We start from the raw sequence: 11,485 nt of genomic DNA, 5'->3' as shown, positions 1-11,485 counted from the left end.
GTGTGTTAAATCGATTGTGAATAAAAAACGCTTCCGGCAGGATACTGCCGCCACACGACATGACAATAACGCCACCGCTACGTTCCGGCGGTGATAAACGGGGCGACCCGGCCATAACGCGGAGAAGTGAAATGACGACGAGTACACCGATGCTGGTGACTTTCATTATTTATATTTTGGGGATGATACTGATTGGGTTTATTGCGTGGCGCTCCACCAAAAACTTTGATGACTACATTCTCGGCGGGCGCAGTCTCGGGAGCGTGGTGACCGCGCTTTCTGCGGGCGCGTCGGATATGTCTGGCTGGTTGTTGATGGGCCTGCCGGGCGCGGTATTTCTCTCCGGGATCTCCGAAAGCTGGATAGCCATCGGCCTGACGCTGGGTGCCTGGATCAACTGGAAGCTGGTGGCAGGGCGCCTGCGCGTTCACACCGAGCACAACAATAACGCCCTGACGTTACCGGATTATTTCACCGGCCGCTTTGAAGATAACAGCCGTCTGCTGCGGATTATCTCGGCGCTGGTGATTTTGTTGTTCTTCACCATTTACTGCGCTTCAGGCATCGTGGCGGGCGCGCGCCTGTTCGAAAGCACGTTCGGTATGAGCTACGAAACCGCGCTCTGGGCGGGGGCTGCGGCGACGATTCTTTACACCTTCATTGGCGGGTTCCTGGCGGTGAGCTGGACCGATACCGTGCAGGCGAGCCTGATGATTTTCGCGTTGATCCTGACGCCGGTGATTGTGATTTTCGCGGTCGGCGGGCTGGACGATTCGCTGGCCGTTATCAAGCAGAAGAGCATCGAAAATATCGACATGCTCAAGGGCCTGAACCTGGTGGCGATTATCTCGCTGATGGGCTGGGGACTGGGCTATTTCGGCCAGCCGCACATTCTGGCGCGCTTTATGGCGGCAGATTCTCACCACACCATCGTCAACGCGCGTCGTATCTCGATGACCTGGATGATCCTGTGCCTCGCGGGCGCAGTGGCCGTTGGTTTCTTCGGCATCGCCTACTTTAACGAGCATCCTGACCAGGCGGCTGCGGTGAACCAGAACGGCGAGCGCGTGTTTATTGAACTGGCACAGATCCTCTTTAACCCGTGGATTGCCGGTATCCTGCTGTCAGCAATTCTGGCGGCGGTGATGTCAACGCTGAGCTGCCAGCTGCTGGTCTGCTCCAGCGCCATTACCGAAGACCTCTATAAAGCGTTCCTGCGTAAAGGCGCGAGCCAGAAAGAGCTGGTGTGGGTCGGGCGTATGATGGTGCTGGTAGTGGCGCTGGTCGCCATTGCGCTGGCCGCGAACCCGGAAAACCGCGTGCTGGGCCTGGTGAGCTACGCGTGGGCGGGCTTTGGCGCGGCCTTCGGCCCGGTGGTGCTGTTCTCGGTGATGTGGTCGCGCATGACGCGCAACGGCGCGCTGGCGGGCATGATCATCGGCGCGGTGACGGTTATCGTCTGGAAACAGTTCGCGTGGTTTAACCTTTACGAAATCATTCCGGGCTTTATCTTTGCAAGCCTCGGTATCGTGGTGGTGAGCCTGATGGGCAAAGCGCCGTCGGCCTCCATGCAGGCGCGCTTTGAAAAAGCGGACGAGGAGTATCACACGCCCGCGCCGTCTAAGCTTCGCGCCAGCTAAGCGTCTTAACAAACCCGCCGCCCGGCGGGTTTTTTCTTTTTCATCAATTCGGTAGCTTGCCAGACGCCGCAATTTACGCTGTTATCGTCCCGTTCACCTATAACAAAAAAGGACAGGATGATGGCGATTCACAAGATTGTTGTTTCACTCGCGCTGGCGGCGACGCTCGCCGGTTGCGCACCGCACGCGCCAGAACAGGCGCCGCGCTGCGCCGCGCAAAACCGCATGACGCAAACCACATTGTACTTTGGCCTCAACCGGCCCTCCGGCCCGGCAATTACCGCAGACGAGTGGCAGCGTTTTGTGGATAACGACGTCACGCCGCGCTTTCGCGACGGGCTGACGGTGTTTGACGCGCGCGGGCAGTGGCTCGGTAACGATGGCAAGGTGGCGCGCGAGCCGAGCAAGGCGCTGATGCTGATTCACGCGAATGACAGCGCGAGCGAGAAGGGGATTGAAGCCCTGCGCGGAATTTATAAATCGCGCTTTGCGCAGGAGTCGGTCATGCGCGTCGATGAGAGCGTGTGCGTGCAGTTCTGAAAAAGGCGGGGGAGACCCCGCCTTAATTTTTACAGCACCAGCCCGGCGAAGGCCGCGGAGAGTAAACTCACCAGCGTCGCGCCATAGACCAGACGCAGGCCAAAACGCGACACCGCGTTGCCCTGCGGCTCGTTCAGCCCCTTAATCGCCCCGGCCACAATGCCGATGGACGCGAAGTTGGCAAACGACACCAGGAAGACCGACAGAATACCGAGACCGCGCGGGGAGAGCGTCGCGGCGATTTTTTGCAGCTCGATCATCGCCACGAACTCATTGGCGACCAGCTTGGTGGCCATAATGCCGCCCGCCGTCAGGGCATCCTGCGCCGGAATCCCGATAAGCCAGGCGAGCGGGTAAAACACGTAGCCCAGCAGTTGCTGGAAACTCTGGCCGAACAGCGTCAGGAACAGCGCATTCACCGCGCTGATAATGGCGATAAAGCCAATCAGCATCGCGAGAATAATCATCGCCACCTTAAAGCCCGCCAGAATGTACTCGCCGAGCATCTCGAAAAAGCTTTGTGATTCATGCAGCTTTTCAAGCTTCACTTCCGGCTCATCCTGCGGGCGCGTCGGATTAATCACAGAGAGAATAATGAACGTGCTGAAGAGGTTAAGCACCAGCGCCGCCACCACATATTTCGCCTCAATCATCGACATATATGCACCAACGATGGAGAGCGAAACGGTGGACATGGCGGTCGCCGCCATTGTGAACAGCCGACGCGAGGAGAGATCCGCCAGCACGCCTTTATAGGCGATAAAGTTTTCCGACTGGCCGAGGATCAGTGAACTGACAGCGTTAAAGGATTCCAGCTTACCCATGCCGTTAACTTTCGACAGCAGCGTACCGATGACGCGAATAAAAACCGGCAGAATGCGCCAGTGTTGCAGAATACCGATGAGCGCGGAGATAAACACGATAGGGCAGAGCACGCCGAGAAAGACAAACGCGAGACCTTTCTGGCTCATGCCGCTGAAGACAAAATCGGTGCCCTGGGCCGCGAAATGCAGCAGCGAGGAGAACGCGCCGGCAATCGACTGGATAACCAGCAGCCCGGCCTGTGCATGCAGGAAGAACCAGGCGAGCGCCGCTTCAATCACAATCAGCTGAAGAATATAACACAGGCGGATCTTTTTACGGTCAAAGCTTGCAAGCCACGCGAGCAGGAGGATCGCCACCACGGCGAAAATAAAATGCAGTATGGTTGTCATAGTTACGCAGGTGTCTGAAAGAAAAATAGTTAGCCACATAAAAACGGGCCGGTAAACAGCGCGCTAAGCATAATTTCCCGCATCGTTATCTGGCAAATAGAATAAGAAAAAGCGATGGCTGGCTATTTTTCAGGTGAATGTTTTCAGAGGGCGGTGGAAAGAGAAAATGCGGCGCCGGGCCAGCCGATTTCGCTTATGGTTTCATGGTGTGACTACTCAACTTCGCAACTTTTACACTTCGTCATACTTATCCCCACATTTCGCTTGTTTTTCTTTTTGCGGTAATGATAATCACTTTCACTCCCGTTTACGTTTCTTTGCATCAGTTGACCTGATTTCACACTTACAGGTGCCCGAATGTTTGTTCCTTTTCTGATTATGCTGCGTGAAGGCCTTGAAGCGGCGCTCATCGTCAGCCTTATCGCCAGCTATCTTAAACGCACCCAGCGCGGCAACTGGCTTGGCGTAATGTGGGCGGGCGTGTTTCTCGCCGCCGCCCTCTGCTTAGGCCTCGGTATTCTTATCAATGAAACTACCGGCGAGTTCCCGCAAAAAGAGCAGGAGCTGTTTGAAGGGCTTGTGGCGACGGTGGCCGTCGTGATCCTCACCTGGATGGTGTTCTGGATGCGTAAAGTCTCCCGCAACGTGAAAGGCGAGCTGGAACAGGCCGTAGATCGCGCACTGAAACGCCCTGGCGGTCACGGCTGGGCGCTCATAATGATGGTGTTTTTCGCGGTCGCGCGCGAGGGTCTGGAATCGGTCTTCTTCCTGCTGGCGGCGTTTGGCCAGGATGTCGGCGTCTGGCCGCCGCTCGGCGCGATGCTGGGCCTGGCCACCGCCGTGGTGCTCGGTTTTCTGCTCTACTGGGGCGGCATTCGTCTTAATCTCGGCGCGTTTTTCCGCTGGACCAGCCTCTTTATTTTGCTCGTCGCCGCCGGGCTCGCGGCGGGTGCCATTCGCGCGTTTCATGAGGCCGGACTGTGGAATCACTTCCAGGCCGTCGCGTTTGATTTCAGCAATGTGCTCTCCACGCATTCGCTCACCGGCACGCTGCTGGAAGGCATTTTCGGCTACCAGGAAGCGCCGACCGTCAGCGAAGTGGCGGTATGGTTTATCTATCTGATCCCGGCGCTGGCGTTTTATGCGCTGCCAGCGCGCGCCGGTGCGCGCGTCTCCGGGAACGCCTGATTTTTTGCCGCGCCCGTGCGTGGCTTAGTTACAACATACTTTTAGAGGGATGGTCATGACGAATCAACTTCGCCGTAGCGCGCTTTCCGTGACGCTGCTGGCGCTTATCAGCTCCGCCTTTGCCGCCCGCGCGGCGGATATTCCGCAGGTGAAAGTCACCGTAAACGACAAACAGTGCGAGCCGATGACGCTCACGGTGAATGCCGGTAAAACCCAGTTCATTATTCTGAACCACAGCCAGAAAGCGCTGGAGTGGGAAATCCTCAAAGGCGTGATGGTCGTTGAAGAGCGTGAAAACATCGCGCCAGGCTTTAGCCAGAAGATGACCGCTAACCTGGAGCCGGGCGAATATGACATGACCTGCGGACTGCTGAGCAACCCGAAAGGCAAGCTTATCGTCAAAGCCGCCGGTGGTGAAAAAGCGGCGGCGAAGAGCGATCTGCTGTCGCTGGAAGGCGCCGTGACCGAGTATAAAACCTGGGTGAGCGCCGAAACCGCCGCGCTGGTTTCCGGCACCAAAGCCTTTACCGACGCGGTAAAAGCAGGCGATATCGCCAAAGCGAAATCCCTCTATGCGCCGACTCGCCAGCACTATGAGCGCATTGAGCCTATCGCCGAGCTGTTCTCCGATCTCGACGGCAGCATCGACGCCCGCGAAGACGATTACGAACAGAAAGCGGCCGACCCGAAATTCACCGGCTTCCACCGTCTGGAAAAAGCGCTGTTTGGCGATAACAGCGTCAAAGGCATGGCGCAGTATGCCGACAAGCTCAACAGCGACGTGCTGGAGCTACAAAAACGCATCAGCGAACTCGCGTTCCCGCCGGGCAAAGTCGTGGGCGGCGCGGCGGGCCTTATCGAGGAAGTGGCGGCCAGCAAAATCAGCGGTGAAGAAGATCGCTACAGCCACACCGACCTGTGGGATTTCCAGGCCAATATCGATGGCGCGCAGAAAATCGTGAATCTGCTGCGTCCGCAACTGCAAAAAGAGAACGCGCCGCTGCTCGCGAAAGTGGACGCGAACTTCAAAAAAGTGGATGCCATTCTTGCGAAATATCGCACCAAAGAGGGCTTTGAGACTTACGACAAGCTGACCGACGCTGACCGCAACGCGCTGAAAGGGCCGATTACGTCGCTTGCTGAAGATCTCTCGTTACTGCGTGGCGTGCTCGGACTGGACTAAGCGTGATGCAAGAACATGATATTCACGGCGTGCCGCAACCGGCGCGCCGCCGTCTGCTGAAAGGGCTGGGCGCGCTGACCGGCGCGCTCGCGGTCACCGGCGGTTGTCCGGTGGCGCATGGCGCGCAGCCGCAAAGTGCGCCTGGCACGCTGCCTCCGGATGCGCGTCAGGAGACGCAGCCGTTTTACGGCGCGCATCAGGCAGGCGTGCTGACGCCGCAGCAGGCGTCGATGATGCTGGTGGCCTTCGATGTGCTGGCGGGAAACAAAGCCGATCTCGAACGGCTGTTCCGTTTGCTCACCGACCGCATCGCGTTTTTAACCGCGGGCGGCCCGGCGCCGCAGACGCCGAACCCGCGTCTGCCGCCGATGGATTCCGGTATTCTGGGGCCGGTGATTGCGCCGGATAACCTGACAATCACCGTGTCGCTGGGGCGTTCTTTATTTGACGATCGCTACGGCCTTGCGCCGCAGATGCCGAAAAAGCTGCAAAAGATGGAGCGTTTCCCGAACGATTCACTGGACGCGGCGCTGTGTCACGGCGATCTGCTGCTGCAAATCTGCGCCAATACCCAGGATACGGTGATCCATGCGCTGCGCGATATTATTAAGCACACGCCGGATCTGCTGAGCGTGCGCTGGAAGCGTGAAGGGTTTATCTCTGATCACGCGGCGCGCAGCCGTGGCAAAGAGACGCCGGTGAATTTGCTTGGCTTTAAAGACGGCACCGCGAACCCCGATACGCGTAATACCGCGTTAATGGACAGCGTGGTATGGGTAATGCCGGAGCAGGGCGAGCCCGCGTGGGCGGTGGGCGGCAGTTATCAGGCCGTGCGCATTATTCAGTTCCACGTGGAGTTCTGGGACCGCACGCCGCTCAAAGAACAGCAGACGATTTTCGGGCGCGACAAACAGACCGGCGCGCCGCTTGGTATGCAGCATGAGCATGACGTGCCGGACTACAGTAAAGATCCTGACGGTAACGTGATTGCGCTCGACAGCCACATCCGGCTCGCGAACCCGCGCACACCCGAGACGCAGTCCAGCCTGATGGTGCGCCGCGGCTACAGCTATTCGCTCGGCGTGACCAACTCAGGCCAGCTCGACATGGGCCTGCTGTTTGTCTGCTACCAGCACGATCTCGAAAAGGGATTTTTAACGGTGCAGAAGCGGCTTAACGGCGAAGCGCTGGAGGAGTATGTGAAGCCTATCGGCGGCGGCTATTTCTTTGTGCTGCCGGGGGTGGCGGATAAATCCCGCTTCCTTGCCGATGGCCTGCTGAAAGCCTGATAAATAACCCCGCCACCACGGCGGGGTTTTTATTTTCATTTGCTAACAATTTTCGCGCGGATGTGGCAGAGCATTTTCGCGGCGGCTATTCTGTTGATACATTTCTGTAATATTTTTCTGTCATAAAAGATGCATCAGACGTTCAGTCTCAAAAGTTATCTTTTAGTAAATATTATGTTGCAAAGTTGATAATTTTTGTTGTACTTAAAGTGTTAGCGGTAGTTCCCCTCTGTGGCAGCAGTAGCACGATGGAGATCGCGAATGGTAGCGTCCAGAACTGGACTTAAACGGAAAACAACCCGCACCACCCGGCGCGGAGGAGCCTCCTCCGGCAGCGTTATCTCCACCCCCTCAGAAACGTTCAAAGCTTCTCACCCTGTTCCAGACGATGCGGTAAGCGGTGCGCGTAGCCGTACTACCGCGTCTTTTCGACCGGCAATCTATGGCTTAAAAGGAAGCCAAACCTCAAATGTTTGTGCGCATAATCGCGTCCATCAGCAGGATGCGGCTCATGTAAACCAACTTAACAAGGTGCCATCCATGGGAAGACAGAAAGCAGTGATCAAAGCTCGTCGTGAAGCAAGACGCGTTCTCAGACGAGATTCACGCAGCCACCGGCAGCGTGAAGAGGAATCGGTCACCACGCTTGTGCAAATGAGTGGCGTTGAAGCAATCGGCATGGCGCGGGACAGCCGCGATAACGCGCCGATTGTCGCTCGTACCGACGCTCAGGCGCATTATCTTGAGGCTATTGAGAGCAAACAGCTGATATTCGCCACCGGTGAAGCCGGATGCGGCAAAACGTTTATCAGCGCGGCGAAAGCCGCTGAGGCCCTGATTCATAAGGATGTCGACAGGATAATTGTCACCCGCCCGGTTCTGCAGGCCGATGAAGATCTCGGCTTCCTGCCCGGCGATATCTCTGAGAAGTTCGCCCCGTATTTCCGCCCGGTGTATGACGTGCTGGTGCGCCGTCTTGGTGCTTCCTTCATGCAATATTGCCTGCGCCCGGAAATCGGGAAAGTTGAGATTGCGCCGTTCGCCTATATGCGCGGACGTACCTTTGAGAACGCCGTCGTGATTCTGGACGAGGCCCAGAACGTGACAGCCGCGCAGATGAAGATGTTTTTAACCCGCCTCGGGGAGAACGTGACCGTGATAGTCAATGGCGACATCACCCAGTGCGATTTGCCGGCGGGCGTGCAGTCCGGCCTGAGCGACGCGCTGGCGCGTTTTGAGGAAGATGAGATGATTGGCATCGTGCGGTTCGGTAAAGCCGATTGCGTGCGTTCCGCACTCTGCCAGCGAACGCTTAACGCGTACGATTAAGCTCGCCTGATATCACCACGTAAAAGCCCAACGTGTGTTGGGCTTTTTTGTTTTTATCTTTTGCGTTTTCTCTGTGGCTGGAAGGTGGGTGCGCTTGCGCTTACCCACCCTACGGCAGGTTTTGTAGGGCAGGTAAGCGGAGCGCACCTGCCGTTTCGCAGGCGAATGGTGGGTGCGCTTACGCTTACCCACCCTACGGCAGGTTTTGTAGGGCAGGTAAGCGGAGCGCACCTGCCAATGCAGGCGGTCGGTGGGTGCGCTTGCGCTTCCCCACTCTACGGAAGGTTTTGTAGGGCAGGTAAGCGGAGCGCACCTGCCGTTTTCCTGGCGCGATATAAAAACAAAAAAGCCCGTACTCGCGTACAGGCTCTTTCTTTGAATATGGCGGTGAGGGAGGGATTCGAACCCTCGATACGTTGCCGTATACACACTTTCCAGGCGTGCTCCTTCAGCCACTCGGACACCTCACCATATTGTCTTACTGCCTCGCGTAGCGGGGCAACGGGGCGCTACTATAGGGATCTGCATGAAAACGGTCAAGCAGATTTTTTTCTTTCTTTATCGTTCGGTTAAGGGTTAAACGAAATGGCGTTTTCTCCTGCAAAACCCGCCATTACAGCCCTCAATACCGCCTGATATCCCTTCATTCGCTTCGCTTATCGCATTTTCTGTACCAGGCTTAAACCACAACTATGAGACAGAGAATGTGGAGCACTATGAAAGAGCGAAATCGTACTATCGGCATCGCGCCTTATGGCGGATCGGCGGGCGGCTGGGGCGCACTGAAGGCCGTTGCTGACGCTATCCGCGGCCAGATGTCGGTGAAGCAGGACGTGATTGCCCTGTTCAAAGTCAATCAGCCGCAGGGGTTTGACTGCCCAGGCTGCGCCTGGCCCGATCCGCAGCACGCCTCGTCGTTTGAGTTTTGCGAAAACGGCGCGAAAGCGGTCTCCTGGGAGGCCACCAGCAAACGCACCACGCCGGATTTTTTCGCGGCGCATACCGTCAGCGAACTGTGGGAGCGCAATGCGTTTGAGCTGGAAGGCGAGGGGCGACTGACGCACCCGATGAAATACGACGCGGCTAGCGATACCTATCAACCTATTGAATGGGAAACGGCGTTTCAGGAGATTGGCGAGCGCCTGCGCAGCTATGACGACCCGGACAGCGTGGAGTTTTACACCTCGGGGCGCGCCTCCAACGAAGCCGCATTCCTGTGGCAGCTTTTCGCCCGCGAATATGGCACCAACAACTTCCCGGATTGCTCCAACATGTGCCACGAACCGACCAGCGTCGGCTTGCCAGAATCTATCGGCGTCGGCAAAGGCACCGTAGAGCTTGACGATTTCGACCACTGCGACCTGGTGCTGTGCATCGGTCATAATCCCGGCACTAATCACCCGCGTATGCTCGGCACGCTGCGCGAAGTCTCGAAGCGCGGCGCGACTATTGTCGCTATTAACCCGCTTCGCGAGCGCGGTCTGGAACGCTTTACCTCGCCGCAAAGCCCTATTGAGATGCTGTCGTTGAGTTCCACTGCGCTCGCCTCGACGTACTATAAAGTGCGTGTCGGCGGCGACGCGGCCATGCTCAAAGGCGTAATGAAAATTTTGCTCTCCATGCATGAAGAGGCGCTGGCGAACGGTGAGCCGGGCATCATTGATGAGGCGTTTATCCGTGAGCATACCGAAGGGTTTGAGGCGCTAAAGGCGGATCTCGACGCGGCCGAGTGGGATCACATCCTGAAAGTCTCCGGTATGGAGCGCAAAGAAATCCAGAATGTCGCGCGTCTGTATGCAAAGGCGGAGCGGACCATTATCTGTTACGGCATGGGGATAACCCAGCATCAGTACGGCACCCAGAACGTGCAGCAGATCGCCAACCTCCTGCTGCTGCGCGGCAATATCGGCAAAAAAGGCGCAGGCATCTGCCCGCTGCGTGGGCATTCTAACGTGCAGGGCGACCGCACGGTGGGCATCACGGAGATCCCGCCGCAGTCGCTGCTTGACAGTATCGAGCGCGTGTTTGGTTTTAAACCGCCGCAGAAACACGGCCATGGCGCTGTCGCTGCGATTCAGGCGATGCGCGACGGTAAAGCCAAAGCGCTCCTGTGCCTGGGCGGTAATCTGGCCGAGGCGATTTCCGATCCGCAGGTCACATTTCCGGCCATGCGCAATCTCGATTTAGTCGTACATATGGCGACCAAGCTTAACCGTTCGCATCTGCTGCTCGGCAAGCACAACTATATTCTGCCGGTGCTGGGCCGCACGGAAACGGACGTGCAGGCGTCGGGCGAACAGAGCATTACCGTTGAGGATTCGATGTCGATGGTGCACGCCTCGCGCGGCATGCTGCAACCAGCGTCGCCGCACCTGCGCTCAGAGCCCGCTATCGTGGCGGGGCTTGCCAAAGCGACGCTGCCGGAGACGGTCGTCAACTGGGACAAAATGATCGGTGATTACAGTTTTATCCGTGACGCCATCGAGGCGGTGTTCCCGGCGTTCGCGAACTTCAATGAGCGCGTGAAGCAGCCGGGCGGTTTCCGTCTGCGCAACGCCGCCTCGGAGCGCGTCTGGAATACGCCATCCGGCAAGGCGCAGTTTAAGGTGATGCAGGGGATTAATGAGGATCCGCGATCGCTTAAGTGCCACGATCTGGTGCTGACCACGCTGCGCAGCCATGACCAGTACAATACGACGCTGTATGGCCTGAATGACCGCTACCGCGGCGTGACCGGGCGGCGTGACGTGTTGTTTATCAACCCGGATGAGGCAGAAAAACGCGAGCTGCGCGTGGGCGATCAGGTAAACGTGACCGCGCTCGATCCGGACGGCAATCCGACCTCGCGGCGGCTCAATAACCTGACCGTGGTGGTTATCGATATGGCTCCTGGCTCGGTAGGGGCTTATTACCCCGAAGCCAACGTGCTGGTGCCGCTGGACAGTCACGACACGCAAAGCGGGATCCCGGCTTACAAAAGTATCCCAATCGCGATGGAGCGCGTCGCCGAGCCGGTGACGACGTCGGGGGCGCGGCGCTAACCGGTGGGCACCTGCTTTCTCGCGGGCGTGGTGGGTGCGCTGGCGCTTACCCACCCTACGG

At 57.6% G+C, this 11,485-nt stretch carries 8 protein-coding genes and 1 tRNA gene; 7 read left to right on the top strand and 2 right to left on the bottom strand.

The window, feature by feature from the left end; all coding sequences use genetic code 11:
• Positions 1-131: 131 nt before the first annotated feature.
• Together putP and G6041_RS07960 are read left to right on the top strand one after the other, a co-directional pair.
• Positions 132-1,640 carry a sodium/proline symporter PutP gene (gene putP, locus G6041_RS07965; RefSeq protein WP_029038936.1) on the top strand — a complete coding sequence of 503 codons (1,509 nt, stop codon included), beginning with the start codon at positions 132-134 and terminating at the stop codon, positions 1,638-1,640.
• Between the two features lie 117 nt (positions 1,641-1,757).
• A complete protein-coding gene (locus G6041_RS07960; protein WP_012125158.1) occupies positions 1,758-2,180 on the top strand; it encodes a DUF3574 domain-containing protein in 423 nt (140 codons plus the stop codon).
• 29 nt (positions 2,181-2,209) lie between these two features.
• Here G6041_RS07960 and G6041_RS07955 read toward each other — a convergent pair whose 3' ends face one another.
• The gene (locus G6041_RS07955; protein ID WP_012125157.1) at positions 2,210-3,394 is read right to left on the bottom strand and encodes a NupC/NupG family nucleoside CNT transporter; all 1,185 of its coding nucleotides are present in this window, start codon (positions 3,392-3,394) and stop codon (positions 2,210-2,212) included.
• A gap of 357 nt (positions 3,395-3,751) precedes the next feature.
• Between G6041_RS07955 and efeU the strand changes: the two genes are divergently transcribed.
• The 4 genes from efeU to phoH all read left to right on the top strand — a co-directional run bounded on the left by efeU (position 3,752) and on the right by phoH (position 8,383).
• Complete coding sequence (efeU, locus tag G6041_RS07950) at positions 3,752-4,582, top strand: iron uptake transporter permease EfeU (RefSeq protein WP_012125156.1); 831 nt, start codon at positions 3,752-3,754, stop codon at positions 4,580-4,582.
• A gap of 55 nt (positions 4,583-4,637) precedes the next feature.
• Positions 4,638-5,765 (top strand): iron uptake system protein EfeO, encoded by a 1,128-nt coding sequence (gene efeO, locus G6041_RS07945; RefSeq protein ID WP_004387574.1) that lies wholly within the window; start codon positions 4,638-4,640, stop codon positions 5,763-5,765.
• A gap of 5 nt (positions 5,766-5,770) precedes the next feature.
• Positions 5,771-7,054 (top strand): iron uptake transporter deferrochelatase/peroxidase subunit, encoded by a 1,284-nt coding sequence (gene efeB / locus G6041_RS07940; RefSeq protein ID WP_012125154.1) that lies wholly within the window; start codon positions 5,771-5,773, stop codon positions 7,052-7,054.
• Between the two features lie 540 nt (positions 7,055-7,594).
• The gene (gene phoH, locus G6041_RS07935) at positions 7,595-8,383 is read left to right on the top strand and encodes a phosphate starvation-inducible protein PhoH (RefSeq protein WP_004387572.1); all 789 of its coding nucleotides are present in this window, start codon (positions 7,595-7,597) and stop codon (positions 8,381-8,383) included.
• Positions 8,384-8,765: 382 nt separating this feature from the next.
• Here phoH and G6041_RS07930 read toward each other — a convergent pair.
• A tRNA-Ser gene (locus tag G6041_RS07930) sits at positions 8,766-8,853 on the bottom strand.
• A 246-nt stretch (positions 8,854-9,099) separates the two neighbouring features.
• Here G6041_RS07930 and G6041_RS07925 point away from each other — a divergent pair.
• Positions 9,100-11,424, top strand: a complete 2,325-nt coding sequence (locus G6041_RS07925) for an FdhF/YdeP family oxidoreductase (protein ID WP_041460548.1) — start codon at positions 9,100-9,102, stop codon at positions 11,422-11,424.
• The last annotated feature ends 61 nt before the right edge of the window (positions 11,425-11,485 follow it).

Source organism: Cronobacter sp. HA18003 (genome assembly GCF_011605905.1).
Taxonomy (GTDB): Bacteria; Pseudomonadota; Gammaproteobacteria; order Enterobacterales; family Enterobacteriaceae; genus Cronobacter; species Cronobacter sakazakii.
Note: the sequence above shows the minus strand (reverse complement) of the source record. Positions and strands in the feature narration are given on the sequence as shown.

Excerpts from the sequence above, each read along its gene's own strand:
- efeO (WP_004387574.1), top strand. The coding sequence starts at position 4,638 with ATGACGAATCAACTTCGCCGTAGCGCGCTTTCCGTGACGCTGCTGGCG.
- G6041_RS07960 (WP_012125158.1), top strand. The coding sequence starts at position 1,758 with ATGATGGCGATTCACAAGATTGTTGTTTCACTCGCGCTGGCGGCGACG.
- G6041_RS07955 (WP_012125157.1), bottom strand. The coding sequence starts at position 3,394 with ATGACAACCATACTGCATTTTATTTTCGCCGTGGTGGCGATCCTCCTG.
- G6041_RS07925 (WP_041460548.1), top strand. The coding sequence starts at position 9,100 with ATGAAAGAGCGAAATCGTACTATCGGCATCGCGCCTTATGGCGGATCG.
- putP (WP_029038936.1), top strand. The coding sequence starts at position 132 with ATGACGACGAGTACACCGATGCTGGTGACTTTCATTATTTATATTTTG.
- phoH (WP_004387572.1), top strand. The coding sequence starts at position 7,595 with ATGGGAAGACAGAAAGCAGTGATCAAAGCTCGTCGTGAAGCAAGACGC.
- efeB (WP_012125154.1), top strand. The coding sequence starts at position 5,771 with ATGCAAGAACATGATATTCACGGCGTGCCGCAACCGGCGCGCCGCCGT.
- efeU (WP_012125156.1), top strand. The coding sequence starts at position 3,752 with ATGTTTGTTCCTTTTCTGATTATGCTGCGTGAAGGCCTTGAAGCGGCG.